At 38.4% G+C, this 26,033-nt stretch carries 24 protein-coding genes and 1 pseudogene; 4 read left to right on the top strand and 21 right to left on the bottom strand.

The window, feature by feature from the left end; genetic code table 11:
* Nucleotides 1-105 precede the first annotated feature (105 nt).
* The 8 genes from FGQ66_RS08270 to FGQ66_RS08305 all read right to left on the bottom strand — a co-directional run bounded on the left by FGQ66_RS08270 (nt 106) and on the right by FGQ66_RS08305 (nt 6,169).
* The gene (locus FGQ66_RS08270) at nt 106-393 is read right to left on the bottom strand and encodes a putative quinol monooxygenase (RefSeq protein ID WP_005876932.1); all 288 of its coding nucleotides are present in this window, start codon (nt 391-393) and stop codon (nt 106-108) included.
* Between the two features lie 15 nt (nt 394-408).
* Nucleotides 409-1,047 (bottom strand): nitroreductase family protein, encoded by a 639-nt coding sequence (locus FGQ66_RS08275; RefSeq protein WP_005876933.1) that lies wholly within the window; start codon nt 1,045-1,047, stop codon nt 409-411.
* 17 nt (nt 1,048-1,064) lie between these two features.
* Nucleotides 1,065-1,484: a MarR family winged helix-turn-helix transcriptional regulator gene (locus tag FGQ66_RS08280; protein ID WP_005876934.1), complete on the bottom strand. Its 420-nt coding sequence runs from the start codon at nt 1,482-1,484 to the stop codon at nt 1,065-1,067.
* Between the two features lie 249 nt (nt 1,485-1,733).
* Nucleotides 1,734-1,997: a hypothetical protein gene (locus FGQ66_RS08285; RefSeq protein ID WP_005876936.1), complete on the bottom strand. Its 264-nt coding sequence runs from the start codon at nt 1,995-1,997 to the stop codon at nt 1,734-1,736.
* Between the two features lie 266 nt (nt 1,998-2,263).
* On the bottom strand, nt 2,264-2,752 hold the full coding sequence (gene msrC, locus FGQ66_RS08290; protein WP_138302165.1) for a free L-methionine (R)-S-oxide reductase MsrC: 489 nt from the start codon (nt 2,750-2,752) through the stop codon (nt 2,264-2,266).
* A 216-nt stretch (nt 2,753-2,968) separates the two neighbouring features.
* Nucleotides 2,969-3,679, bottom strand: a complete 711-nt coding sequence (budA, locus tag FGQ66_RS08295; protein WP_138302166.1) for an acetolactate decarboxylase — start codon at nt 3,677-3,679, stop codon at nt 2,969-2,971.
* Nucleotides 3,680-3,691: 12 nt separating this feature from the next.
* Nucleotides 3,692-5,356: an acetolactate synthase AlsS gene (alsS, locus tag FGQ66_RS08300; protein ID WP_138302167.1), complete on the bottom strand. Its 1,665-nt coding sequence runs from the start codon at nt 5,354-5,356 to the stop codon at nt 3,692-3,694.
* Between the two features lie 294 nt (nt 5,357-5,650).
* On the bottom strand, nt 5,651-6,169 hold the full coding sequence (locus tag FGQ66_RS08305; protein WP_138302168.1) for a GNAT family N-acetyltransferase: 519 nt from the start codon (nt 6,167-6,169) through the stop codon (nt 5,651-5,653).
* A 272-nt stretch (nt 6,170-6,441) separates the two neighbouring features.
* Here FGQ66_RS08305 and FGQ66_RS08310 point away from each other — a divergent pair, with 272 nt between their 5' ends.
* Complete coding sequence (locus FGQ66_RS08310; RefSeq protein WP_005876946.1) at nt 6,442-7,107, top strand: helix-turn-helix transcriptional regulator; 666 nt, start codon at nt 6,442-6,444, stop codon at nt 7,105-7,107.
* 97 nt (nt 7,108-7,204) lie between these two features.
* Here the strand turns inward: FGQ66_RS08310 and FGQ66_RS08315 are convergent, their stop codons facing one another.
* Genes FGQ66_RS08315 through FGQ66_RS08325 form a run of 3 tightly spaced genes read right to left on the bottom strand, consistent with a single transcriptional unit; the run spans nt 7,205 to nt 10,342 of the window.
* Complete coding sequence (locus tag FGQ66_RS08315; RefSeq protein ID WP_053109123.1) at nt 7,205-8,623, bottom strand: cation:dicarboxylate symporter family transporter; 1,419 nt, start codon at nt 8,621-8,623, stop codon at nt 7,205-7,207.
* 14 nt (nt 8,624-8,637) lie between these two features.
* Nucleotides 8,638-9,969 (bottom strand): CoA-disulfide reductase, encoded by a 1,332-nt coding sequence (locus tag FGQ66_RS08320; protein ID WP_138302169.1) that lies wholly within the window; start codon nt 9,967-9,969, stop codon nt 8,638-8,640.
* 10 nt (nt 9,970-9,979) lie between these two features.
* On the bottom strand, nt 9,980-10,342 hold the full coding sequence (locus FGQ66_RS08325) for a Rid family detoxifying hydrolase (protein WP_138302170.1): 363 nt from the start codon (nt 10,340-10,342) through the stop codon (nt 9,980-9,982).
* Between the two features lie 259 nt (nt 10,343-10,601).
* Between FGQ66_RS08325 and FGQ66_RS08330 the strand changes: the two genes are divergently transcribed.
* Nucleotides 10,602-11,735 carry a trans-sulfuration enzyme family protein gene (locus tag FGQ66_RS08330; RefSeq protein WP_138302171.1) on the top strand — a complete coding sequence of 378 codons (1,134 nt, stop codon included), beginning with the start codon at nt 10,602-10,604 and terminating at the stop codon, nt 11,733-11,735.
* 29 nt (nt 11,736-11,764) lie between these two features.
* Here the strand turns inward: FGQ66_RS08330 and FGQ66_RS08335 are convergent.
* A pseudogene (locus FGQ66_RS08335) lies at nt 11,765-12,185 on the bottom strand (MerR family transcriptional regulator).
* A 392-nt stretch (nt 12,186-12,577) separates the two neighbouring features.
* On the opposite strand from FGQ66_RS08335, the gene FGQ66_RS08340 reads away from it, so the two are divergent.
* The gene (locus tag FGQ66_RS08340; RefSeq protein ID WP_224784466.1) at nt 12,578-12,916 is read left to right on the top strand and encodes a potassium channel family protein; all 339 of its coding nucleotides are present in this window, start codon (nt 12,578-12,580) and stop codon (nt 12,914-12,916) included.
* Here the strand turns inward: FGQ66_RS08340 and FGQ66_RS08345 are convergent.
* The 3 genes from FGQ66_RS08345 to FGQ66_RS08355 form a co-directional block, all read right to left on the bottom strand.
* Nucleotides 12,910-13,950, bottom strand: coding sequence for a beta-N-acetylhexosaminidase (locus FGQ66_RS08345; RefSeq protein WP_138302173.1), 1,041 nt, complete (start codon nt 13,948-13,950; stop codon nt 12,910-12,912). The genes FGQ66_RS08340 and FGQ66_RS08345 overlap by 7 nt on opposite strands.
* 232 nt (nt 13,951-14,182) lie before the next feature.
* Nucleotides 14,183-15,598, bottom strand: a complete 1,416-nt coding sequence (locus tag FGQ66_RS08350; RefSeq protein WP_138302174.1) for a M24 family metallopeptidase — start codon at nt 15,596-15,598, stop codon at nt 14,183-14,185.
* A complete protein-coding gene (locus tag FGQ66_RS08355) occupies nt 15,595-16,371 on the bottom strand; it encodes a DeoR/GlpR family DNA-binding transcription regulator (RefSeq protein WP_138302175.1) in 777 nt (258 codons plus the stop codon). Before FGQ66_RS08355 ends, FGQ66_RS08350 begins: the two co-directional genes overlap by 4 nt.
* Nucleotides 16,372-16,515: 144 nt before the next feature.
* Between FGQ66_RS08355 and FGQ66_RS08360 the strand changes: the two genes are divergently transcribed.
* A complete protein-coding gene (locus FGQ66_RS08360) occupies nt 16,516-17,151 on the top strand; it encodes a pentapeptide repeat-containing protein (protein ID WP_138302176.1) in 636 nt (211 codons plus the stop codon).
* A 129-nt stretch (nt 17,152-17,280) separates the two neighbouring features.
* Here the strand turns inward: FGQ66_RS08360 and FGQ66_RS08365 are convergent, their stop codons facing one another.
* Genes FGQ66_RS08365 through FGQ66_RS08390 form a run of 6 tightly spaced genes read right to left on the bottom strand, consistent with a single transcriptional unit; the run spans nt 17,281 to nt 25,980 of the window.
* Complete coding sequence (locus tag FGQ66_RS08365) at nt 17,281-18,243, bottom strand: LacI family DNA-binding transcriptional regulator (RefSeq protein ID WP_081134304.1); 963 nt, start codon at nt 18,241-18,243, stop codon at nt 17,281-17,283.
* Nucleotides 18,244-18,256: 13 nt separating this feature from the next.
* Nucleotides 18,257-21,523, bottom strand: coding sequence for a GH36-type glycosyl hydrolase domain-containing protein (locus FGQ66_RS08370; protein WP_138302177.1), 3,267 nt, complete (start codon nt 21,521-21,523; stop codon nt 18,257-18,259).
* Nucleotides 21,524-21,541: 18 nt separating this feature from the next.
* The gene (gene bglX, locus FGQ66_RS08375; RefSeq protein WP_138302178.1) at nt 21,542-23,692 is read right to left on the bottom strand and encodes a beta-glucosidase BglX; all 2,151 of its coding nucleotides are present in this window, start codon (nt 23,690-23,692) and stop codon (nt 21,542-21,544) included.
* Between the two features lie 36 nt (nt 23,693-23,728).
* Nucleotides 23,729-24,490, bottom strand: coding sequence for an endonuclease/exonuclease/phosphatase family protein (locus FGQ66_RS08380; RefSeq protein ID WP_138302179.1), 762 nt, complete (start codon nt 24,488-24,490; stop codon nt 23,729-23,731).
* Nucleotides 24,471-25,394, bottom strand: coding sequence for an acetylxylan esterase (locus FGQ66_RS08385; RefSeq protein WP_138302180.1), 924 nt, complete (start codon nt 25,392-25,394; stop codon nt 24,471-24,473). Before FGQ66_RS08385 ends, FGQ66_RS08380 begins: the two co-directional genes overlap by 20 nt.
* Entirely contained in the window at nt 25,387-25,980 is a 594-nt protein-coding gene (locus tag FGQ66_RS08390) for a DUF624 domain-containing protein (protein ID WP_138302181.1), read from the bottom strand. The genes FGQ66_RS08385 and FGQ66_RS08390 overlap by 8 nt, the downstream gene beginning before the upstream one ends.
* Between the last annotated feature and the right edge of the window lie 53 nt (nt 25,981-26,033).

The following is a 26,033-nucleotide window of genomic DNA, read 5'->3' on the forward strand; positions in this document are numbered from 1 at the left end:
TAGCAAGACCTGATAGATAGAACAAAAAAACGTGAGAAATCGACAGTTAAGTCTAATTCTCACGTTTTTCATTGGTTTAATAAATATATAGAAAGCTATTGTTTTCTAGTCAATTGTTTTTGAAACGACGATCTCTGATTTTTTACTGCTGTATTCTGGCATACTATGGAATAATTTTTGCAATAATGGACTTTGATTATGTCCTTCTACAGCTTGTTGATCCCGCCAGTTTTCGATCATGACGAATTCATTTTCTGTATCAATTGATTCAAACAATTTATAGCTTAGACAACCGTCTTCTTTTTTTGTTGCTTCGATCAAATTTTTAACTTCTGCTAAAAATTCATTTCTTTTTTCAGGTTTAATAGAAAATTTTGCATTGATTACGATCATATTAGTTCCCTCGCTTTACTTAAAAGATGTGATTTTTTCTGAAGCCAAACGAACAGATTCATACCCTTGGTCTACTGCTTTACCTACTGATAGAATCATAACAGGTACATAACGTTCTTTATCTAAATCAAAAGCTTCCGCTAATTGATCGGCTTCAAATCCACCGATTGGATTGGTATCATATCCATGACCGCGAGCAATTAACATGAACTGCATTGCAGCTAAGCTAGCATCGATTTTTACAACATCATTCATTTCTTGACGAGTAAGGTTTTTGTAGTAAGGAATAATAGCTGCTAATTGTTGGTCACGGACTTCAGCTGGCATTTTCCCTTCTTCTACTGCTTGGTTGTAGATTTCTTCGCCGTATTCATAGCATTCCATGTCTCCAAAAATCAAGACCATTGCAGAAGAAGTATCATTTTGACGTGTGTTGAAACGGATCAGTGGTTTTAATTTAGCTTTTGCTTCTTCACTTTCGACTACAACAAAGCGCCAAGGTTGTAGATTTACTGATGAAGGAGCCGTTGTTGTTTCTTGGATCATTTCTAACATTTCTTCATGAGAGATTTTCACTGTTTCATCATAGACACGTACTGATTTTCTACCAAATACGATTTCTGAAAAATCATTGTTTGCTAATTCTTTGCTCATTCTTTTCGCTTCTTTCTTTATTCATCGGTATTTTGATATAATTTATCTAATAATCGAGTTAGTTCAATTAGTTCTTTCTCAGATAAAGAAAGACACAAAGAGTTATTGGAATTTTGATGATCTTTCTCACACTGAGCCAATTCTTTGATTGCTTTTTCTGAAAGTAAAACGAATACTTCACGATTATTTTCCGGATTTCTTTTTCGTATAACGTATCCTTTCTCTTCCAATATTTTTAAATGCCGTGAGATAGCTGCATTGTCAATTTTCATCTCTAGTTGGATCTGACTCTGCAAGCATTCCCCATGTTCACTTAAAAACATCAGCAGCTCATATCTAGTCAAGCTGAAACCGGTCTTTTTTTCAAATAAAGCTGTACCCTCTTGACTAATGATTTTGATTTGATAGAGCAACTGGCTTAGTTTTCTTAAATCCATCATTTTCCTCCTTCATTGACTAATCAATTATTGACTTGTCAATAATATAGACGATATCTTCATATTTGTAAAGTAGCAAGACAAAAAAAGTTGAAGCAACCACACGCCTCAACTTTCTCAATTATCCTTATTTGATAGGAGCAAATCTAAAAAATATCTGCTTATCACTAAATTTCCGATGTAAAATGAACCGTTTCAAGCATTCTCCTTAATTGCTCAGAGCGCTATCTATATGATACTAGTGATGGATCAAGAAACAACTGCATGTTCATAAATTCTAGCTGGTGTGGTAAACACCGCTTCAATCTCATGCAATTCACAAACTTCCGAATACTTTGCGACAACTTTACCGCATTTTTCTAATATTTCTTCATGGTCGCACTCTTGGTATTCCTCTACACATAAAACGACACAATTTTCCATTTTACTGATCACTTCGCCAATTACTTTGTTTTTTAAGCCTATCGGTCGGCAAGCATATTTTTGTCCTAAAATGATTTCTTCGTTACTCATATCTCATCCACCTTTAATCGTTTTAACATTTTATAAAATGATAATAACATTAAAATTAGATTATGAAAACTAAAAACCATTATAATATTTCAAAAAAATGAGGTAAAAGTAACAATACTTTCACCTCATCCGCTAAATTTTGAGAAATCATAGAAACAGAAGGACTTTCATCGAAAAAATAAACCAACATTTCCAAAAAACGAACCGCAACTCTCTCAGTTTCTTCTTATTTTTTCGGCTCGACACTACTGTTTCATCCTCATTTTTTATTTAGAAATAACACTAATTGGCATATTTTCAACTAAAAGCGCTACATATTTCTCCAAGTTTTCTTGATCAATGCGGTCGTAGCCATTGGTGACGCCACAGTCAATGTCTAATACCCCAATCAATTGGTCGTTTTTGACCATTGGTACGACGATTTCAGACTGTGCTGCTGAATCACATGAAATATAGTTTTCATGGGTTTTAACATCGTCAACGATCAATGAAATCCGTTTTTGTGCAGACTCCCCACAAACACCTTTGCCCATTTTGATTCGCGTACAAGACACGCGTCCTTGGAAGGGTCCTAAAATCAATTCTTCGCCATCGAAAAGATAATAGCCGGCAAAAACTGTTTCTGGTAGGGTTTCATTTAAAAGTGCGGAAGAATTGGCTAAGTTAGCTAACCAATTGTCTTCAGCTTCCAATAGTCCTTCTTGCTGTAATAATAATATCTGGTATGCATCCTTTTTTTGTTTCTCTGTCCACATGACCCCATCCACTCCTTCTATGCAAGAAATTATAGCCTAGAAAACGTGATCTGACTAGTCTATAAATTTAAAAGAGTTGAAAATTTGTTTTTTCCGCCTTCCACCGCTTTCTATTCCCCCTCAAACAAAGAGTGTGAGAAAAAGCAAGTCACACTTTTTTCCCCACACTCTCTCATTCTTATAGGTAACACAACCACGATTACTTGATTGCCGTATCTATTCTGCTTGTTGGATTTCTTTTTCTAAATCTGCATAGTCGATTTCGCTTTGAACAAAAGTCGGATCATTTACTGGAAAATGTTGGACCAAGCTTTCGATTTGGCTACTTTCAACAGTACCATTCGCTAATTCGAATTCCATGACATGCCCACCAAATTTTCTGGTATCATCAATAAAATGCAGATGGAAACCAGCTGCTGCTACACCTTGGAATAGTTCTGGGGTAAAAAATCCTACGAGTGTACCTTGGACATTCTCTTGATAGAACTCCGGTTGCGATTCAGAAATCTTGGCTAATCTTCGATAAGGTTTTTCTTGTTTTGGCATGATTCGGATATGCATTTTTTTGAAGGTTCCTGTGATTTTTATCGCTAAAAATAAGTTTTTCCCATCTTCTTTGTCAAGGATGTCTTTCTTTAATGTTTCGCCTTCTGTTTCTGTTGTTACATCAAATGAACGATCGGCTGTGAAGTCTGTAATGGCAGAATAAGGCGTCAGTTCCTCTCCTGTCAATCGTATGACTGCGCCATCAGAACGACCTTGATAGGCTTCTCCATCCAAGAAAATGACTTCTCCATCTAATCCATGTAATGTGCCTAATCCCAATGTTCCATGTTCGAGTACTTGACCGATCGTTTCAGTTCCATCCATCAAGCCGGCCATCAATGCGCCTAAGGTTCCGTGTTGATACAATACCTTTTCACTCATGCTCGCATCTCCTTAATAAAATTGATCTGGTAAAATCGTTTCGCCTAATTTTTCATTGTCACGATAATCGATCGGAATATCGATGATCACAGGACCTTCTGTTTCAAATCCTTCTGCCAATGCTTTATCCAATTCTTCCACATTTGTCACACGCAACCCTTTCGCACCAAATGCCTCTGCATATTTTACAAAATCAACTGGGCCAAAGTTGACACCAGATGAACGTTGATATTTCATGATCTCTTGAAATTCTACCATGTTGTAGCGACCGTCATTCCAAATCAAATGGACGATATTCAATTTTTTGCGTACTGCTGTTTCAAGATCTTGTGCAGAGAACAAGAAACCGCCATCCCCAGATACTGAAATGATTTGTGTGTTTGGTCGAACTAACGCCGCAGAAATAGCCCAAGGCAAGGCAACTCCTAATGTTTGCATGCCGTTACTGAACAATAGATGACGTGCTTCATAACTTCTAAAGTGACGTGCCATCCAGATATAATGACTACCGACGTCAACAGTCACAGTCATGTCATCTGTTACTTTTGCTTGAAGCGTATTGATCACTTCTAACGGATGCAAGATTCCTTCTTCACTTTTTGATTCAACGATATCTCTTGCTGCAAGTTTTTCTTGTAAAGAAGCAAGATATTCCTTCGCATCAACAGATACTTGTTGTGGCTCTAAGGAAACAGTCAATAGGTCTAATGTTTCTGAGATATTTCCGATCAATTCTCTTTCAGGTTGCATATACGGATCAATTTCTGCTGGCGTTTCATCAATCACAATAATGCGCGCATCTTTTTCGGCATTCCAGTTTCTTGCTTCATATTCGATAGGGTCGTAGCCAATTGCAATGACCAAATCACTACGTTTCAACAACATATCTCCAGGTTGGTTTCTAAATAGTCCGACTCTACCAAAGAAATGTTCTTCTAACTGACGAGAGATCACTCCTGCTGCTTGGAAGGTCTCTACTACAGGCAAGCCTGTTTTTTCAACTAAATTCCTGATTGCTGTGGTTTCTTTTTCACTTGACCCACGCATCCCTACAAGTAGGACGGGTAATTTAGCTTCACGGATACGTTCAGCCAAATAGTCGATATCTAAAGCTGATGCTGATCCCAATTGAGGGTCTCTCAAAGGTTGGATCACTGCATTTTTAACAGGTGCATCGACTACATCTTGTGGGATACTGATGAAGCTTGCCCCCTTTTTAGAACTTTTCGCCATACGATAGGCATTTGCGATTACTTCAGAAATCGTTTCTGGATCTTGGATTTCAGCACTATATTTTGTGATAGGCTGGAACAATGCTGCGTTATTCATGCTTTGATGCGTCAATTTTAGCAGATCACTACGTTTTACTTGACCAGCAATTGCAAGAACAGGATCACCTTCTGCAGTAGCAGTAACTAACCCAGTTGCTAGGTTGCTTGCTCCTGGTCCACTTGTAGCAATCACTACGCCCGGTTCACCTGTGATTCGCCCGATTGCTTGAGCCATAAAAGCCGCATTCTGTTCATGTCTAGTTACGATCAACTCAGGGCCGCCATCTTCTAGTTCATTGAACACACCATCGATTTTTGCACCTGGAATCCCAAATACATAATCCACATGATGATTGATCAGACTTTCTACTACAGTTTTAGATCCTTGTTTCACTTTATCAGCCATTGTTTTTCTCCTTTTTCATTCCATTTAATTAAAAATAGAGACATTGATTAGTACAGTTTTAAAACCTGTTTCAAAATGTAGTTTAGCACTAATCAAGCAATTTGTGTAGTGATATGTAAAAAAAATAGCGATAGAAGTGATACACTTCAAAAATAAGCAGGAATTCAAAAAACACTTTTCACATTTTTGAGGATTTCGCTTTTCCCTTTGACAGTTCGCTTCTGTACTTTTCTTCAAATTTAAAGGATGAGCTAAAAGTAATTTTTACTTTAGTCTCATCCTCTTGGCCGATTCTCATGAACGATACGTTTTACCTAAAATATTTAATCCGATCATACGATCTTCCATGTGTGCGATTTTTGGTAAATGGCCCCAAGTCCCATAGCCATTTTTTTCAAATAGTCGTTGACTTGCTTGATTGATATCAAAAATAAAGGCTAATACTGTTTCGATCTTCAGGCGTGATAACTGGCTTTCGACAAAATGCAACGCTTTTTGCCCAAGCCCAAGCTTCTGACAGGATTGATCAATGTAAATACTGATTTCTACCGTTTGATCATAGGCTGGCCGTCCATAAAAATCACTAAGACTGATCCAACCAACAACTTCTCCTTTTTCTTCGATAAGCCATAAAGGCCGATGATCAGGGTCATGTGCTTCAAACCAGTCGATTCTTGACTCTACTGTGATTGGTTTCAAATCTGCTGTAGCCATCTTGCCAGGAATTGCTTGATTATAGATTTCAACGATTCGTGGTAGTTGCTCTATAGTTGCGTTCAAAAAATTCGTCACTGCTTCTATCATCCCATTCATATTAAGGTAAAATTTTTTTAAGGACAATTATAGCATTAACCACGTTAGATAGCCATCTTTGATCGTCAAAATAAAAAAAAGGCAAGACCAACTCATTTTTTTCGATTCCATCTGTTCAAATATCCTATAAGAAAAAAGCTGGCGATGCGAAAAGGGATACTGCATCTAAAAGTGAAAAACACCATTTGCCAACGACTCTCTTCAATTTTTCTAATGTAAGCGACAAGCATACATGATATGATAGAGGTAATAAAAAATTATCAGGTGATAAAATGGATAAAAATAATTTGAATTTTTATAGTTCATTAGTCAAATTTCTTGGCCAAGCTTTAGGTGAAAATTATGAAATCGTTCTACACAATCTTGAAGAGGACCACTTTCATATTGCCGCCATCGAAAACAATCATATCAGCGGTCGAGATATCGATTCACCGGTAACTGGATTCGCTTTGGACTTGATTCGTTCAAAAAAGCATCTGTCACAAGACTATTTAGTGAACTACAAATCCCAGACGATCAACGGAAAAAATCTGAAAGGTGCTACTTTTTTTATTCGAAATGATCAAAATGAATTGGTTGGATTGTTGTGTATCAATCAGGATATAAGTAAATATCAGCAGTTATCACAAGAAATACTGGGATTAGCTGGCTTAGCAAAAGAATCACACTCTCATGTCGCCTTAGACACTGCTTTATTCTCTGACTCTGTTGAGATCTTGGAAGAAACGATTGAAGGGATCATTTATTCGATTGTTTCGCCAGACTTATTGGATCAACAAATCACGCTAAATAAAGATTTAAAAGTTGAGATCATTCGTCAGTTAAATGAAAAAGGGGTATTCCAAATCAAAGGGGCAGTCTCACAAGTGGCTAAGATCCTAAATATTTCTGATCCAAGTGTCTATCGCTACCTTAAAATAGCCGAACAAACAAAATAAAAAAGAGAGAAAGGACGAGCGCGGGAGCAGAAGCAACTCCTTCGGAAATAAACACTTCTGTCCCAACCTCATCCTTTTTCCACTTTTTTTCTTTTATTTATTCTTCACTTGTCTTTTTCGTTACTGGTGCCAAGAAAGCTTCTTTATCAAATGTCCCTTCCCACTTATCTACCATGATGGCAGAAACCATCGCGCCAGCTACATTCAACATGGTACGTCCCATATCAACGATCGGATCGATCCCAAAAATCGCACCAATACTTGTCAATGTGTGCCCAAAACCTAACCCATTCAATGTAACGGTTGCAGCAACTGTCGCTGTACCTGGTACGCCGGCTATACCAATTGAGCCAACTGTAACTACGACCACCACTAAAATATAAAAGGAAAGGTTCATTTCTGCACCAACAGCCGAGCCCATCAACACACCTAACATCGCAGGGAATACCCCAGCACACCCATTCATTCCAATCGATGTTCCTAATGTAGCGACAAAATTTGACGTCTCCAATGAAACCCCCAGATCTCCATTCAATGTTTTTAGTGTATAAGGCAAAGTACCTACACTAGAATGGGATGAAAAAGCGAATAATAGAGTCGTGAAAGCTTTCTTATAAAAGATCCATGGGTTGACACCCAGTACCATAAGAAGGAAAACGTACACGATAAGCATGAGTATGACACCTGTATATAACGCTGCGATAAAGCCGATCATCCCCATGATTGCTTGGATACCTCTGGAAATGATCGTATTACTCACTAATGCTACTACACCGTAAGGCATCAATTTGATGACATTTGTCAGCACCGAATTCACAGTCACTTTCAAGGAATCAAGCAGAGTCACAAAGGGCGCAACTTGTTCTGGTTTTTTTACTTCTAAAAAACGGATCGCGCCGGCAAACATTGCCGCAATGATCACGACTGAGACAATACTACCATTGTTCCCCATGACACTAATGATGTTATTAGGCACAAGATTAAGGAAAAATTCTGGGAAACTTTGCGAAGCGATATTAGTCATGTTTTCGACGCGTTCTGCTGCCAGATCACCAGCAAATTCTGCACCATTCAGTTGAAATAGTTTCACAACAAGTATACCTAACAATGCAGAAATCGCAGTTGTTCCAAGTAATGTGGCAAAAGTTTTCCCTGTTAGATGCTTCAGGCGCTCGCCTTTCACTTCCACCACGACTTTGATGATCGATAAAAACACGACCGGAATAGCTAATAATTGGATCATTTTTAAAAAGCCCGATCCAACTAATGCATACCATGTATTGATTTCTGTTCGAGCAAATTCCGTATAGACTTCATTAGTGGAACCAACTAGATCCACAACAATCCCTAAGATCAGACCTAGTATCAAAGCATAGATCATTCGTTTTGAAAAATTGACTCGTTTATTTTTCATATATTTCATGATAGCTAATGAACCTAACAATAAGACCAGTCCAAAGACTGTATAAAAATTACTTAGTTTTAAAAATTGAGTAAAAAAAGGGGCATTGGTCACTTTATCCATCTCCTTTATTTTGCAGTATTTGCAACGACATTGATTGCTTCCCACGTGGAAGCAAATGGAGGAGCGTACGCAAAATCAATAAATCCTAGTTCTTTAATTGTCATTTGTCCATGTATTGCCACAGCTAACCCCGTAGAACGGAGTACCGTTTCATTTTTGCCGAATAATTGGGCACCATACACTACTTTTGTCTGTTTGTCATACACAAGCTTGATTTTTATTTTTTCCTGCACACTATAATAGTTCGAATGGTTTGCTACCTCTACGCAAGTAGTACTGTAGTCCATTTTCGCTTGTTGTGCTGCCTTTTCTGTAAGGCCGACACTAGCGGCTTCATAGTCTCCGATTTTGATCGCACTACTACCTAATACACCTACGTATTCTTCTGTTACCTTCTCACTACTGATATTGATCCCCACGATTCGTCCCATTTTATTCGCTGTCGTAGCTAATGGTAGATAAACATCTCCCAACAAACGGTGAGGTATCGAGGCACAGTCACCGGCGGCAAAAATGTCTTTTTGCGAGGTTCGTCCGTAAGCATCAATTCTGATAGCACCATTCTCCAAACAATCGAGTTGTCCATCCAAGAAACCAGTATTCGGGGCAAATCCTATTGCAAACAGCACTGCATCAGTTTCATATCGCTGTTTACTTGTCTGTATAGCATGGACACGCCCACCTTGCTGTTCTATAGCTACTACTGACTCTCCTAAATGGAGGTTCACACCTTTTTCTTGGATCGCTTCTGCTATTTTCTCAGAAAATTCCTGATCGAATGTTCGGTTCATCAATTCTGTTTTTGTTTCGATTATATGTACTTCATTTCCCGTTTTCACCAATTGGTCCGCTAATTCCAACCCGATAAAACCACCACCAACGATGGTGATTTTTCTATAGCTCGGTAGTGCTTGTTTAAATCTATTGATCTCTGATAATTTAGTTGCCGTATAAACATCCTTAGAGTCACTGCCCACAATAGCTGGAAGTAATGGACTGGCACCTACCGCCAACATCAGGCGATCATATTTCTCGTAGAATCGTTCATTTGTTGCTAGATCCTCCACTAGCACTCGTTTCTTCTCACTATCTAACGCTTGAACTTTGTGCTTTAATAACAAACGAATGCCCAAGCGCTCTATTTGTTCTGGGGTCCTTGCAAACATTTCGTTTTCATCACTGAATTCCTCCCCTAAATAATAGGGAAGGCCACATGCCCCGAATGAAACATACTCTTCTTGTTCAATCACGATTATTTCAGTGGATGGGTCTAGGCGCTTAGCCTTTGCTGCTGCACTCATGCCAGCCGCTATACCACCGATGATCACAATCTTCATTTTTCCCCTCCTAACTTTCTTCCATTAGAATCAGTTCGATCTCGATCAAAGCACCTTTCGGCAGAGCCCCTACTTGAAAAGCAGAGCGAGCAGGAAAACGCTCACCAAAATATTCTTGATATACTTGGTTGAATGTTGCAAAATGTTCAATATCTGCCAAAAAACAAGTAGCTTTTACAAGATGATCAAAAGTTAGTTCTAAATCCTTAAGTATATCAGTTATATTTGCCATTACCTGTTTCGTTTGCTCTTCGATCGTTGAGCCGTTCAGTTGATCTGTTTTTGGATCTATTGGCAACTGTCCTGAAATAAAAATAAAATCATTTGCTCGACGGTACTTCTCATAAGGCATTTTTATTTCTTCTTTCGTCATTGTTCCCTCCTTGAGTGATAAATTTTTATCAAAAAAACATATTTCAATAAAAAATTATCACAATTAACTATATCAGTCAAATGTTTTTTAGTTTTTTTATATGTAGAAAAATTAGTATAATTGTATATTATTTATAATAAATCACGTTATTAAATTAAATACTCGTTTGATAATTTTTTATCAAGAAAACGTTGACATAAAGAGAATGAGTATGCTACTTTTAATGCGCAAATGAAAACAAACTTTGGAGGAACGATTCATGAAAATCAATACGAAGTTACTGCATGACTATCCGATGATCGACCCTGTTACTGGTGCTTCATCCATCCCCAAATACCAAGCATCGACTTTTCATCAGCAAGATGTCTTTACCCATACAGGATTTAGCTATACGCGTTTTGGGAACCCTACGGTCGAAGCTGCTGAAAAATGTATCGCCTCTTTAGAAGATGCTACTTTTGGATTGGCCTTTTCTTCTGGAATGGCTGCCATCAACGCGGTCTTGTTTCTACTGTCAAAAGGTGACCATCTGGTATTAGGAAAAAACATTTATGGTGGCACCTTCCACAGCATCCATTTGTTTCTTTCACGATTTGGGATTGACTGTACATTCGTAGATGAAACAGATAATGATTCTTGGGAAAAAGCAATCAAAAAAGAAACAAAAATGTTTTATATCGAAACACCTTCGAATCCATTATTGACGATCACTGACATTAGAAAAGTAGCGGAAACTGCCAGAAAACATGGGATTCTTACCGTTTCCGACAATACTTTTATGTCCCCACTCTCGCAACACCCTTTATCCTTAGGCGTAGATATCGTCATACATAGTGCAACTAAATTTATCAATGGACATAGCGACGTAGTAGCTGGCTTAGTTGCTACAAATCAAGAAGCGATTTATAAAAAATTAAAGGAGCATCAGATCGCATTAGGTGGGATCTTAGGACCAGAAGATGCTTGGCTATTATTGCGTGGAGTAAAAACGATGGGATTACGCATGGAGAAGTCCATCAAGAATGCTTCTAAAATCGCCACCTTTCTATCTGAACACACTAAAGTAAAAAAAGTCTATTATCCTGGATTAGCACAACATCCAGGATATCAAGTGCATCACCAACAATGTGAGAACTCTGGAGCAATTCTCTCTTTTGCATTGGAAACGGTCGATCAGATCCAGTCTTTATTTACTAACTGTCGATTGCCAATCGTTGCGGTCAGTCTTGGTGGCGTGGAATCGATTCTTTCCTATCCTTGGGCAATGTCACATGCGAGTATGCCAGAAGAAGAACGGCTAAAAATGGGGGTGACGGAAACACTCGTCCGTCTATCTTGTGGGATAGAAGATGAAGAAGACTTGCTGAATGATCTGACACGTGCACTTGGATAATGTCGTGCTGATAGTACTTGCGACAACTATTACAGGAAAAAAACTGGAACGGACAAAGTTTCTGTCCATTCCAGTTTTTCTATACACTCTTTATTTCTTTACTAGGAGTCGATCGTAATTCTTTATTTTTCCCTCTAATCGATCAAAACATTCCTGCATCTCTTCGATTTTTTTCGCTAATTGCTGACTCTCTTCAATCAGCAACTCTTTTCGTGCTTCGATTGTTTCATTTCCTTGTTCACATAATTTATTGTAGGTGATCAAAGACTCAATCGAAAGGCCCGCATTGCGCATACAAATGGTAAAATCTACCCAATTCAAGTCTTCTTCCGTATAATCTCTGATACCACCTTTTGTTCGATGAACAGGAGGAATCAACCCAATCTTTTCATAATAGCGCAAGGTATCTGGAGATATTCCCTTTTTTTCACTTACTTCTCTGATATTCACTAGTTGTTCACCTCATTATAACTGATATGTATGGTCCTTTGATCAAGATCAAACATCCAATCAATGATGCAATTGAGATCTGCTTTTGCTTGATTGGAGGAAACCATTTTTTATTTTGTTACTAATCAATCGTGTCTGCAAAAATAGCTTGCTTCTCTAAGTTCATACTTCTCACGATATACTAAAAGAATCATACGTTTCTCCAAGTCAAATTGCAAATGAAATTTTTTAAGATCAAATGTCAGTTATTTCCGTGATGGACAACAGATATGAACACAGACTCTCCTCAATCAGCTATGATAAGCAGTGTTCCTTATAGGTATCATAAAGCGATTATCCTAGTCATATGGTAAACTTTACAGTATAAAATCTACTCAAAGGAGGCCATGATGATGTTCCTTTTTCGTGCAACACTTAAATTGTTCCAGACATTTTTTTCTATTTTGAGAAAAGAAGAAATGCGGGCACTACTTTCTGTGATGTTGATTACTTTAACCATTGGTACGTTCTGCTTTTCTTTTCTCGAAAAAGTATCCTTATTTGACTCTTTTTACTGGAGTTTCATTACACTGACCACTATCGGTTTTGGTGATATCCATCCTGTTACAGTATTAGGAAAATTATTCACCATCCTATACGCTACATTTGGATTAGGGATTATGAGTATCTTTATTTCGATCCTAGTGAAAAATTATGTCCATACCTATGATTCAAGACACCACAATCATTGAAACTGTTGATTCCAGTAACTAGAATAACGAGTAATCAATTGATCGAGCGCCTGCATCTCGAACGGGCGCTCGGGGTCGTCTGCCCAAATGCCAAACATGCTTCCAATAATCGGTAATTTTTCAACAGCCGCTGGCACCTGACTTATCTCGGTCCTTTTGATGCCCTCTAGCACTTGCTCAAAATGGTAATACCCATCTTTTTCTGTATTGCGCCCGATCACCCAGTACCAGCTGTCATTCGTATTCAACAAACGATGCCCTTTAGCCACTAAAAATTCTGGTGGGCAGACTTCATACCCCTTCCAACCAGCCGTCCAATATGCAACGATGATCGCGGGGTCAAACTGCCCATAGCGTTCATCTGCATGATAGTAGATACCATCGTTGAAGACGATCGGTTCCATTTTATTGTTTTTGACCATTGCGGCAAGTTCATTCGTATAGTCTATAAACTTCGCATAATCCCCTTTATCTAGGAGTCCTAGCCATCCTCCTTCTGTTTTTACATCGTTCGCATACTCATCACAGCCAAGGTTGAAGTAACCTACTTTTCCCGAAAAATAGTCTATATATTTTTTTACTAATTGACGCGTAAAGTCAACCGCTTCTCGATTCGCTAAATCGATGGTACTTCGTGATGTGCGAAAAGAGGGAGCTTGAATACCTAAATGTTTCATTCCCTCAACTATAGCATCCATGTGTCCGGGACTATTGATTACCGGTATCAGTTCAATGCTTCGTTCTTTTGCGGATTGCAACAAATAGTCCATGTCTTTTTGCGATAAATAACAGCCATTTGGATCATCATAATATTTTTTTGTTCCTTTGATTAATGCCTCTTTCACCTTTTCACTTTCATAGTATCGGACTTGTCCATTAATCGCCATGTCGTCCAAGATAAAACGTAGTCCGTTGTTTGCTAAAATCACTTCGATTCCTGTAAAACCAGCTTGAGAAGCTTTTTCAATGATGGTTTCCAATTGTTCTTTTGAAAAATATTTTCTGCCTGCATCGATCGAAAGTATTTTTTTCACAGTGCCCTCCTATTTTAAAACGTTTTCACGAAAAACTATAAGCTACTTTAGTAAAAAAATCTACTCCTAATTAAAGTAACTTGTAAAAAAGTGAGATGAAAGCAAAGAATACTTTCACCCCACACTCTAAATACGAACAAACACCCAAGGCAGGACCAATCTACTCAAAATAGGCTGTAATTCTCAAATAGTCGGATCATAATTTTCGTGACACCTTTCTTCCTTCTTGTATCTATGCTTTCATTTGATTCTTGCCACAGATATTTTTAACCCGTAAAGCTTTTGTTTTTGCCAAATAAAAAGGTCTAAGGTAAGCAACCGTATTCGAAAGTGGCAAAATAGCCTCATTCAAGCAAATATTCAGTTCTTCCTCAAGATAGTTTCGGCGGATACAGATCCTTTCCCACAACTCAGGATAATTTTCTTTGATCGAGGTACGAAGGTCTTCATCTGCAATTGCTACACATTCTTCTGCGCTGACCCCAGTATAGCCGGGAACAGACGGGATAATATCCAGTTGGAAAATCATGCCACTAGCAAGGTATTCTGTGGAACCCTCATAGATAGGAGAGGCCATCCATTCCTCATCGGCTGTTAAATGTCCAGGATTCAAATGCCAATGGAACAGCTGCTTCGGTAATACAGATTCAATCAATTGATACATTTCTTTTCCGATTAAACCAACTCTGAGATTTTCAAGCCAAGTGACGATCGCCTTGAAATAAGGTTTTGCTACCCGCTCTAAATAATCGGCTTGCTCCACAGGTAACTCCTCTGCTTTTTCAACAACGAATCCTGTTCGACTAGAAAGCCCCCCTTTAAACCCAGTCGTTAAAGACAAGGCATCACCTTGTTTGATTTTTTTATGTGTGGGGTAGAGATTAGCATAGTCAAAGCGCGTTCCTGTAGCTGCGATTGTGACCACTGTATTGGTTTGCCCCTCGCCATTCAGTTGTTCTGCCACTTCAACTTCTTTGATACCAACTTCAATTTTATTGAGTGCGTTGAGCATACATCTTGATGCTAAATTTGCTCCATACTCATAATGCGCAAGTTCATTTGCATTATTTTCTCTACGAACACCGTTTTCTCCAATCATCAGATAAGTGGCATTTATAAGTTCAGTTTTGGCATCAATAGTTTGTCTGATGGCTTCAACAATGAAATATGGAAGGTCAAATAATTTAGAAGCGGCAACTTTCTGCGTCGTGAACATCTTCCAACCGATCAATCCAATCTTATTTTTTTCCTTAAACCCTAGAGTAGCAAAAATTTCCGCTAAAGATTCTTCATTTGTCATCGGTTGATTTGGTAGTGAAAAAGGCGGATAATGGATCAATTTCGTTGAAATCCTTGAATGAGCATGCATCTTTAGATTTTCATTCCCTACGATCAAAGTATCGTTGCCACTTGCTTCAACCACCAATAATCCCTCTTCAAATCTTGGGATAAATCCTGTCAAATATTCAAAATTCGCTCCATGTTCTTTGTCTGCATAAATAACTAGTGTATCGATTCCTTCTTCTTTCATACGTGTGATCAACTTATTTTTTCTTTCTTCCATTGTTTCTTCAGTCAAGAAAACAGGTGGGACATCTAAAAATGTCATTGGCTCCTTCACTGTGGTTAGAATGATTTTTTTGCTCATTTTTTCATGCTCCTTTTCTCTAAACATACGCAAGTTACATGATTTTGAATTAATGCTTCCTCTAGCGTTTTTGATAAAGGACGATCCGTAACTAGCACATCGATTTCCGCCAACTCACATACTTTAAAGAACCCAGTTTTGTCCAGCTTCGTATGATCCGCAATAGCAATGACAGTAGCGGCTTGTTTGACCATCTGTCTTTTGACCAATCCTTCCTCTTTCGTATGGATGAACACTCCTTCACTTGATAAAGCATAGATCCCAAGAAGAGTATAATCTACTTTATATTGCTTCAATTGTTCAATCGTTTCTGTACCATGAAGAAACAATTGCGTCTTGTGTAATTTTCCAGGCAAAAGAGAAATAGTCGTACCATTTAATTTTGCTAGTAACATTGCATGCACCAAGGAATTTGTAACAGCATTTATTTTTTTATCAGATAAATGATGGATCACATTCTCAACTGTAGTGGAAGAATCGAAGATGACCGAACAGTTCTCTTCAATGAATGAACTTGCTTTTTCACCCAATGCGATTTTCACTTGATTGGCTTTGCTTGCTCGTTGTTCATAGTCAAAAATAGGTGCTTTTTCTTCCGGAAGAATTGCCCCACCGTGTGTCCTCCGTAAAAATTTTTGTTTTTCTAGTTTAATCAAATCGCGACGGACCGTATCTTTTGATACACCTAGCTCTTCTGCCAAATCCTCTGTAGTGACACTCTGATATTCTTTTAAACTATTTTTTATCTTCGTCAAACGATCTTCCATCAGCATGAAATCGCCTCCTAAGTGATAGTTTAATTCATCATGCATTTTTTTGCAATATTTTGCTGTATTTTGCAATATATTATCCGGTCTTTCATGGTATACTTTCCTTGAACTTGTACCTCTACCAGTATAATGAAAGTTGGGTAATCAATGAAGATCATACCGCCTAAAATCACAGCACAATTAGAAAGTAAGCATTTCTCAGATATTTTTTATGAAGAAGATCCCATTCTCGAAATGTGTACTATTTATGGTTCTGAATTCACGGATGCGTCCCTTGAACGGCCACGTTTTTATCATATGGAATTTGACCACTGTCTTTTTACGAATACAGATTTCAGCCAGCTTGAAGTTGTTGACGTTCGCTTCAAGAATTGCGATTTTTCGAACGCCGATCTTTCCAAAGCATCGATTCATCGCGTGGAATTCATCAATTGCAAACTTTTAGGAACCTCTCTTCCTGAATCTGCGATCCATCATGTTACTTTTCAAGATTGTATCTTAAACCTTGCTACTTTTGGTTTTTCAAAACTAGAAAACATTCGCTTTGTCCATTCACAACTCCAAGGAACCGATTTCTATCAATGCAAATTCAAACATCTTGCTTTTGATACATGCGATTTAAATGAAGCTAATTTTGAACAAACTCCTTTAAAGGGTGTTGATTTGAGTACTTCTCACTTTGAGTCCTTAACTGTTTCAATGGATGATCTAAAAGGATGCCAAGTCTCGACTTATCAGGCTTTACGCTTCTCCACTTTGATGGGCTTGATCATCAAAGAATAATGTTATGAGAAAATTGCTGTGCTGTTCTTTCGAATGACTAGTGGGGTATATTCTGAAAAATAAAAAAAGATGGTCAGGACACATGGAGAAACGGTATCACGTTTCTTTGCGTTCTGGCCATCTTTTTGACTATAAAGGAAATGAGTCCCCTTCAATAAAATTAGTATAAATATGTTCACTTTCGACTGTTTCTTCTTGAATCAAATGAATGATTTTTTCTGCTGCGACCATCCCCCAGCGATGCTTAGAATAGGCGATTGTCGCTAGTCGAGGTTGTACAAAAGCGCCTAATTCTGAATTATCAAATCCGATGATCCGAATATCCTGCCCAATTTCATAAGGTGTTTCCTTCACATATTTGTACACGCCAATCGCCATTTCATCATTAAGCGCAAAGATATCAATAGGAAAGTTTTCTGATTGTTTGATGATTTCTTTTGCTGCTTGATAGCCAGATGGTTCAGTAAAATCCCCTTGAAAAACTTCATACGTTATTCCGAAACGTGCTAATTCTCTCTGACTGATAGTCAGCCGTTCTTGACTATCATAGCCATTTTTTGGTCCAGCAATCAAATGTACTTTTTTAGAATGACCATTAAAAAATTGTTCGACCGCTAATGTTGTACCTCCACGATTATCTAAAAGGACTTGTCGCACATTTTCATGTACCATGATCCGATCCAGAATGACGATTGGATGCCCACGATCAGCAAACATCTGGATTTCTTCCGTTGAAAACGTCCAATCCAAAATGATCGCTCCGTCCACCATTTTTTCTGGGATAAACAAATGAGATTTATGACCGCTGCAGACGATCATCTCATAATCAAATAGTGCTAACCCTTTTTTGATTCCTTCAAGCAGTTCGCCGTAAAAACTTCCTCCATAATCGGCCAAATAGACACCGATGATTTTTGTTTGGCGCCGTTTTAGTGTTCGAGCTGCCATGTTAGGAACATAGTTAAGTTCATTTGCAATCGCTTGGATACGTGCTCTTGTCTCTTCAGTTACTTTAGGACTTCCATTAAGTGCATAAGAGACTGTTGAGATCGAAACACCCGCTTTTTTTGCAATATCTTTGATTCCTGCCATGGTCTGCTCCTTTCTAATGATAAATTTCAATCACTGAATTTTCTTCAAGAGACAAAAGTACTTCCTTTTTTTTGAGAATCAATCCACCTTCGCGGTAAGGATTTTCTTCGAGATCAAAAGAGAGTGCTTTTCCGTCAATTGTTACTTTAGCTGGTGCTTCGGGATAAAATTTGATTGTGATATTTTTTCCAAGCAATTGATAACGTAGCTCTAAACCCTCGAGTTCTTTCGGTAGTACGGGATCAAACACAAGTGTTTCTTCCTTAATCCGTATCCCTAAAACCGTTGTGATCAACTGATTCAAATAGATTCCCGGACCACTAGAATAAATACGCCAACCGCCTTTGACACCAACTTCTCCATTCTTAAGTTTACCAAAATTTTCCTGAGATTCATACCTTGTTCTAAAGTTCCCATCTGAACTACTGAAGTATGCATTTGCCTGTCTTAATTCAGAATTGTGAACATTTTCTCTAATTTTTATTGGATTGATTGTCTTTAGTGCATGCCACGTTTGGTCTCTCTGCCCAATTTTTGCCATTGCTTCGGTATAACGAATGTGTGCATGGACATATTGTAAGCCGATCTCACGGCCAAAATTTGCTGCTTGTTCTGCCCGTTTGAAGTTTGTGCTCACTCCACCATGATAGGCTGCAGGACGATCCATCAAGCGCACTCCGTCAGGGAAAAGCAAGTGGGACTTGATGATTCTTAGATGATGCACCACTTCTTCTGGCGACAAGATTTCAGCAATCATGCTACGAGTCATTGGGAGTAATCGATATTTGATCCCTGTTTTCGTATCCTTTGGATGAATGATTGGCTCCACTTCATTTACATTTTCCATATAAATAAACCCTGGGATCGTCTCATCTTTTAGCATGAATTTTTGGAAATCTTTTTTGATCTTTTCGGCTAACTCGCTTAAATAATCACTATAATCAGGCGCATATTTTTTAAGAAGCATTCCTAATTTTTTTATCACTTGATATGTTAGAGCGACTGTCCAACTACTTGCCATTTGTTCCTTTAGTCGATTATCGTAGGGTTGAAGTGTATCGTCCCAGTCACCATCTCCATAACAGGATAAATAGGTTCCAGGAAGAAAGTGGCTCGTGATATAAGTGATTTCTTTTTGCAAATGATCCATCAATGGATAACGTTCTCGTGTTTTGTGAAAATCAGCATAGGAGGTATAAGGTATTTCTTTTTGTAAAATGGTCATGTCGCCTGTTTGCTCCAAGTAGTCTGCGACGACTTTCAGCGGCCAGACAATGACATCTCCATGGCTTTCAGTGGCTTTTTGCTCCTCGTATCTATCAAACATAAACCATTGTGGCCAATGCCCATCTTCGATAAATTGATTTTCAAATAAATGTTCGATGATCGATACCACTACGTCTGGTCGATTGACAGCTAAAAAAAATTCTGTTGGTCCTTGAGAAACATCGCGAGTTCCCCACGCGGCACCACCAAACTGTTCTAGTCCATGTGGAGATAGATAATGTACCAACATATTGTGTGTATACCAGCGAGTGAGTAGATTTATTTTGTCCATTGAGAGAGAATCATGACGTAATTCAAATCGATGGATCAACTGGTCAATAAAATCTTGATACTCCTCTTGTGCTTCATCAAAGGTCACAAGATCATTTTCTTTTTCGTTTTCCCCACTTAAGCTACCGTGAATAGTTAGTGAAAAGCCAGTTGTATCATTGAATGTCATGACAAGCAAATCAGCAGATCTCGTAAATAGCTGCTCATCATTCGTAAACTCAAAAGCGTTGTCACTTTCTATATAATACGTCAGTTTTGGATAATATTCCTCTGTAGGCGAATTTTCTCCGGTTATTTTTAATTCATTGTATTGCCTACTTACTTTATAAGTTGCTTTCTCCTCTGGTCCCATCAATAAATGGTTCGTTACTACCCAGCTATAGGATTTCTCTCCTTTTACTTCTAACCGGATCTCTCTGGTGTCTGGCAAGGTATACGTACGAACTTGAATTAGTTCTTCTGGCAATTGATAATACCAAGTTGCCGAATTCAATCCCATTTCAAAAGCAGAGGGCATCGTGAGCAGTCGCCACTCTTCATCTACCAAAAGATAGATACGTTGTCCAGAGCGTTTCATCACATTCAACGAATTCCGACTATTGCTCATCAATTTGTTCATCGTTGTATTTCCCAGCACAACTTGAGAATTAAAAATACCATACATATAGACTGTCGTACTTAACAAAGGCTGATCCACCTTCAAATCCGTTCCACTTAATAGAATATGCCCATGCGCTCGTTCCATCTCCAACTCTTTTTTTTGTAGGACTACGTGATGCCCCTCTTTTGTAAAGAAAGAATACGTTTGATTGTCTACTACTTCTACTTCTTTTTGTTCTGGAAACCATGTTTTGATTGTTGCTTCGCTTAACTCACTTCCTACAAGTGGTCGACCTATTTTTTTATACCCACTTGTTACTTTTGGCGGATGTCCAAATGTCAGAGAACGATATGTCTCAATTAACTCAGTTTCTATAGAGACTGGTTCAGTAACTTCTTCTTGCTGGTTTTCTTTTACTGAACTATAAAAAACAATTTCTGCAACTTCATCCCCCAGTGTAATTTGTTCAGTCTGTAAAGCAACGAAAGCAAATTCATATTGGTATACTTCATTTTCTAAGCATTCTTTTTTCAAACATTCAGGTTGATTCGTTAGCTTATACTTTCGATCAAAAAACTGATAACCATCTGTTGAAAACCCAACTGTCTTCTGGAAACAGCCTTGTGAAATGGCAGGGAATTTCCCATTTTGCGGTTGGTTCTGCCGTGAAGTGATCACCAATTTATCCTTACTTTTTGTAACATGATGGTCAATATACTGCGACACATACGCTTCATTCGCAGTAACTGTGGTTTTATTAGCTAAACCTAAATCTTGTCCATAAATGATATCTACTTGCCCTTTTCCAGAAAGAAGCACTCGCCAAAACCATTGATTATTTGTTGCTAATTTAAAATCAACCTGATAATTGATTTCTTCAAAATCACCTTTCCATGTTTGCTGGTCTTGAGAAGAATAGAATGTACTCAGGCTATTTGAACCAACCATTGGTGCATAATGATATCCATCTTTTGTTTTCTTTCTTAGATATAATTGATTTAAACTACCGTCTAAAGTGTTTCCTTCCAACTGGTTGATCATAAAATCAAAACTGTTGATTTCTTTGATATCGCCTGTATCAAGAAAAGTGATAGTGGTGTTGTCTCGACTTTGCGTTTGCATTGAATGATCCTTTCTTAGCTATTCATTTAGTTCGGCGGGAACAATCAGCACATCTCGGCTATTCCCACCTACCATGATAGTGAATTTGCCGCCCTCACTTCGGCGTTTCTGATCAGAATGAACATAGCGAACCATGGCTTCTGTCAGCTCAAATCGTACGAGCTTTTCTTCATTCGGCTCCAACCAAATTTTTTTAAAATCTTTCAACTCTTTCACAGGTCGTACCACTTCACCGATAAGATCTCTTATATACAACTGAACTGTTTCTTCCCCCGGCATACTTCCCACGTTCTTAACGCTTACCGAAATCTTCAATGGCGTTTGCGCATCAAACCATGTCTGTTCAACTTGAAGATCACTATAAGCGAATTGGGTATAACTAAGACCAAATCCAAATGGATACTTTGGATCATTTCCTACATCTAGATATTTGGAAACATATTTTTCATTCGGCGCAGAATCATAAGGACGTCCTGTACTATCTGAATTGTAAAAAACTGGTACTTGACCCACTGTTTCTGGGAATGACATACTTAAACGTGCGCTTGGATTATAATACCCCCACAGGATTTCTGCTAATGCATTGCCTCCTTCCGTTCCAGGCATCCAAGCTTGAACGATTGCTTTAGCTTGGGAAATCCCATTTAAATCTAATGGACGTCCACTATATATGGTTACAACAACATTAGGATTTACTTCAGCAAGTTGTTCAAAAAATTCCAGCTGTTTCTCTGGTAGGCGAATATCACTGCGGCTTGCGGCTTCACCACTCATCCAATCAGTTTCACCTAAAGCGACGACTACTTTATCTGCCTTTTTTGCTAAGCCGATTGCTTCTGTTATCGCTTGTTCAGTAGGATCAAAATAATCAAATACTTCTTTTCCAATCAGTAAGTTAGTTTCTAGTGCTTGTGCTCCAGTAACTAACGAAACTGCTTCTTGCTTTTGTCCTTGCCAAGACCATGCACCCAGTATATTTTGTGAGTCTGCACCTGGTCCGACGATTGCCACTTTCTCTTGGCTCCGAAAAGGCAAAATGGCTTCATTTTTTAGTAGGACTATTGATTTTCTTGCAATTTCTTTTGCTTTTTCACGATGTGTCTGGCTTAAAACAAGCGCTTTCTCTTTTGCTTCATCTGCTCCTCGATAAGGATTCTCAAACAATCCTAAATCATTTTTCAATTGTAATATCCGCAGTACTGCCTCGTCGATCAATTCTTCTGAGACAGTTCCTTCATCTATCAGTTCTTCCAAATATTCTGGGTAGCATGTGGTCATCATCTCAATATCCACTCCAGCTTTAATCGCTAGTTCAGCCGCTTGTTTCTTGTCTTTTGCCACACCATGTGGAATCAGCTCTTGAATCGCTCCCCAATCAGAAATAACCACTCCATTAAAGCCAAACTCTTCCCGTAATATTTCTCTAAATAGCCATTTATTTCCTGTGGCTGGGATACCATCAACTGTATTGAAAGACGTCATTACCAATTTTGCTCCAGCAGCTAGTCCAGCTTGATACCCTGGTAGATATTGCTCACGTAATTGTCTTTCAGACATATCTACTGTATTGTAGTCTCTACCACCTAATGCCCCACCGTAGGCTGCAAAATGTTTGACACAGGCTGCAATCCGTTCTGTATCTTCTTTCAAATTCGTCCCCTGATATCCTTTGATCATTGCTGCAGCAAGCTTTCCATTTAAATAAGCATCTTCTCCTGTCGATTCCATGACTCTACCCCATCTAGGATCACGGACTAAGTCGATCATTGGAGAAAAAGTGACATGTAACCCCGAAACTGCAGCTTCTTTTGCAGAAATCTCCGCCATTTCTTCTATTGCTTGTTCATCCCAAGTACTCCCTAAAGCGAGAGGAATCGGGAATATCGTCCGAAATCCATGGATGATGTCGGCCATTAAAAGCGTTGGAATATGCAGACGATGATTCTCCATATACGTTTTTTGTACTCTTATCGCTTCCTTTGCACCCGAAATCCCTAATGTCGTCCCTGCTGTATCAATTGTTGCTTGATTTAACCCCATTTCGGTCATTGGACCAGTTTTTTCTTCCGCTTTATCAGAGTAAAATGCCGCAGCTAGTTGTAATAATTGATTGATTTTTTCTTTGATTGTCATTTGTTCGATCAATGTAATAAGTTGTTTGTCTTTCATGCTGTCACCTTTCTCTATCTGAATAAATGAATTCCTTCATTTAATAAAAATTTCTGCTACTAATGGAAAATGATCGGCAGGATATCTGCAATTCCATGAATCGGTTAAAACCGCTGTTTTTTTTATGAAAATATCCTTTGTATATATATAATCTAATTCTTCTAAATCTTGCCATTGTCGCTCATAATCAAAATCTTGAAATGTGCCAAAGGGTCCATAATGGACAGAATGATCGTCACGTTTTACCTCTAAAAAATCAACAAGTAAATGATGTGTAGCTTCAGTATGTTCCGCATTGAAATCTCCTAAAATGATCGTTGGATAGTGTTCGATTTTTGGGGCTAATTCTGTTAAAACGATCTGTAGCCCTTCGACTCTCGCTTTTGCAGACAAATGGTCCAAATGGATATTGATCATCAGAAAAATTTTTTCCGAATGCTTTTCTTTAAAAATCCCCCACAGAGCAATACGTGGACAGCCTGCTTCTGGGTGGATACTCCTTTTTTCAGGTGTCTCCGATAACCAAAAAAAGCCGGAATCAATCATCGTAAATGTTTCTTTTTTATAAAAAATGCCTAATCCCTCACCTTGTCCATCACCCTCTCGCTCAGCTACTAGAACATCATATGCAACTAGCTGTTGGAGATCTCTTATCTGATTTGGACGTACTTCTTGGACTCCAAATAAATCCCAATCATGGTATTGGATCAACTCAATGACATGTTCTTTTCGATAGAACCAAGACCATTGTTTATCATAATCAGTATCAACGCGTACGTTATAAGTTGCTATTTTCATGCCTGACCCCCTGCAATATCTTCTGTACTCTTGCTTTTTCTCGTGCTAACTGCCGCTCACCCCCACCGTCATGTCCCTTATTCCAATAGACATATAATTGTTTCACTGCATCGATTCGTCGATAGGTGGGTAAAAAATCATGCATTGGGCAAATTGGATCATGACTACCAACAGAAATAAAAACCTGATTGTGGATACGTTGAACAAAGTTTTTTGTATCAAAATACGGCATGACTGATTCAACTGTTTTTTTATATTCAGGATATTTTTGCAAATAATTATGGATTACTTCATAAGAACCTGTTCCCGTTTCGATTCGATGATCAAGATTTGAATGACTTGGTACATCTGCAAAAGTAGCTAGAATTGGAATATTGCTTAAACTATTTACCATCAAAACCACGCCGCCTCCTTGCGAACCACCACGAAGAAAAAGTTGATCCGTAGCGATATCTGACAAAACTTGCGTGAGAGCCAAAGCTCGTAAATGATCCGAAATCAATCGCCTTTGATACCAATCTTCTTTAGCCAAAAATCCTCTTCCAAGAGGTGCTTCATGCCACACTGTCTGGTAAGGAGCATTGTCTGGTGTCTTTCCTCCTTGTCCGCGATTGTCGATTACAAAACAAGCGCACCCGATCTCAGTCCATTGACTAAATGACGTAGCCATTGTAAAAGGTTCCACATGATTCATATAACCCAAGCAATCTAATACTAAAGGAAATGGACCTTGACCAATTGGTAGAAATAAATACCCTGTCACTGTTTCGGCAAATAAACTTTGAAACTTGATTTGATCCACACGATATGTTTTACTGCCACGTATTGTTTTTTGTTCGACTGCTAGAGGAATCTCCGATAATTCTTTCTGGGTCTTTTCCCAGAATGCGAATAAATTAGCCATTCAGCCCACCTAATACTTTCTGAAAGAATACTACTTGTAAGTAGGCACTTGATCCTATTCCCAGAGAAAGATAGAAAAAAAGATTGATTTGGTTCAACAAAACAAGTACCACTACCGGTATCACCAATAACACAATTGCATTCGCACTACTACTCAATACTACACAGAAGCTTTCTTTGATTGTGGACCGTAGATCCCATGTAAACATGCTATACAGAATTAGACATACATTGATGAAAAGAGTTGCTCCACTAAATAAAACCACCGCCAAAAAGCCAAAACTGACAGATAACCTAAACAAACTTACCAATACCATGCCGACTGTTGTTCCACATCCTGCCAAAAAGAATGTAAGTGCCAATCCTCTTAAGATATTCTTTCGGAATTCTTGGATGAACGTTGAAAAAACTGCTAACTCTTTTTCTTCATATAATGCAAAACTTGTACGATATAACGCAATGAAGCCTGCCCCGCTAAAAATCACTGTACAGCAGCTGAGAAGAAATAAAAAATTGATTAACAAGATGTTCGTCACAAACGAAAAGGTTCGATAATACCAGCCTTCATAAGCAAAAATTTTATTCATAGTAAAGGAGAAGAACGGACAGGGATGAGCTTAATCCGCTCTTCTCTCCTCCC

Source organism: Enterococcus sp. BSD2780061688st2 D3, assembly GCF_005844145.1.
GTDB lineage: Bacteria > Bacillota > Bacilli > Lactobacillales > Enterococcaceae > Enterococcus_B > Enterococcus_B durans.

Bases quoted from the DNA above. Each gene is read 5' to 3' on its own strand.
- FGQ66_RS08270 (WP_005876932.1), bottom strand. From the start codon at position 393: ATGATCGTAATCAATGCAAAATTTTCTATTAAACCTGAAAAAAGAAAT.
- FGQ66_RS08275 (WP_005876933.1), bottom strand. From the start codon at position 1,047: ATGAGCAAAGAATTAGCAAACAATGATTTTTCAGAAATCGTATTTGGT.
- FGQ66_RS08280 (WP_005876934.1), bottom strand. From the start codon at position 1,484: ATGGATTTAAGAAAACTAAGCCAGTTGCTCTATCAAATCAAAATCATT.
- FGQ66_RS08285 (WP_005876936.1), bottom strand. From the start codon at position 1,997: ATGAGTAACGAAGAAATCATTTTAGGACAAAAATATGCTTGCCGACCG.
- msrC (WP_138302165.1), bottom strand. From the start codon at position 2,752: ATGTGGACAGAGAAACAAAAAAAGGATGCATACCAGATATTATTATTA.
- budA (WP_138302166.1), bottom strand. From the start codon at position 3,679: ATGAGTGAAAAGGTATTGTATCAACACGGAACCTTAGGCGCATTGATG.
- alsS (WP_138302167.1), bottom strand. From the start codon at position 5,356: ATGGCTGATAAAGTGAAACAAGGATCTAAAACTGTAGTAGAAAGTCTG.
- FGQ66_RS08305 (WP_138302168.1), bottom strand. From the start codon at position 6,169: ATGAATGGGATGATAGAAGCAGTGACGAATTTTTTGAACGCAACTATA.
- FGQ66_RS08310 (WP_005876946.1), top strand. From the start codon at position 6,442: ATGGATAAAAATAATTTGAATTTTTATAGTTCATTAGTCAAATTTCTT.
- FGQ66_RS08320 (WP_138302169.1), bottom strand. From the start codon at position 9,969: ATGAAGATTGTGATCATCGGTGGTATAGCGGCTGGCATGAGTGCAGCA.
- FGQ66_RS08325 (WP_138302170.1), bottom strand. From the start codon at position 10,342: ATGACGAAAGAAGAAATAAAAATGCCTTATGAGAAGTACCGTCGAGCA.
- FGQ66_RS08330 (WP_138302171.1), top strand. From the start codon at position 10,602: ATGAAAATCAATACGAAGTTACTGCATGACTATCCGATGATCGACCCT.
- FGQ66_RS08340 (WP_224784466.1), top strand. From the start codon at position 12,578: ATGTTCCTTTTTCGTGCAACACTTAAATTGTTCCAGACATTTTTTTCT.
- FGQ66_RS08350 (WP_138302174.1), bottom strand. From the start codon at position 15,598: ATGAGCAAAAAAATCATTCTAACCACAGTGAAGGAGCCAATGACATTT.
- FGQ66_RS08355 (WP_138302175.1), bottom strand. From the start codon at position 16,371: ATGCTGATGGAAGATCGTTTGACGAAGATAAAAAATAGTTTAAAAGAA.
- FGQ66_RS08360 (WP_138302176.1), top strand. From the start codon at position 16,516: ATGAAGATCATACCGCCTAAAATCACAGCACAATTAGAAAGTAAGCAT.
- FGQ66_RS08365 (WP_081134304.1), bottom strand. From the start codon at position 18,243: ATGGCAGGAATCAAAGATATTGCAAAAAAAGCGGGTGTTTCGATCTCA.
- FGQ66_RS08370 (WP_138302177.1), bottom strand. From the start codon at position 21,523: ATGCAAACGCAAAGTCGAGACAACACCACTATCACTTTTCTTGATACA.
- bglX (WP_138302178.1), bottom strand. From the start codon at position 23,692: ATGAAAGACAAACAACTTATTACATTGATCGAACAAATGACAATCAAA.
- FGQ66_RS08380 (WP_138302179.1), bottom strand. From the start codon at position 24,490: ATGAAAATAGCAACTTATAACGTACGCGTTGATACTGATTATGATAAA.
- FGQ66_RS08385 (WP_138302180.1), bottom strand. From the start codon at position 25,394: ATGGCTAATTTATTCGCATTCTGGGAAAAGACCCAGAAAGAATTATCG.
- FGQ66_RS08390 (WP_138302181.1), bottom strand. From the start codon at position 25,980: ATGAATAAAATTTTTGCTTATGAAGGCTGGTATTATCGAACCTTTTCG.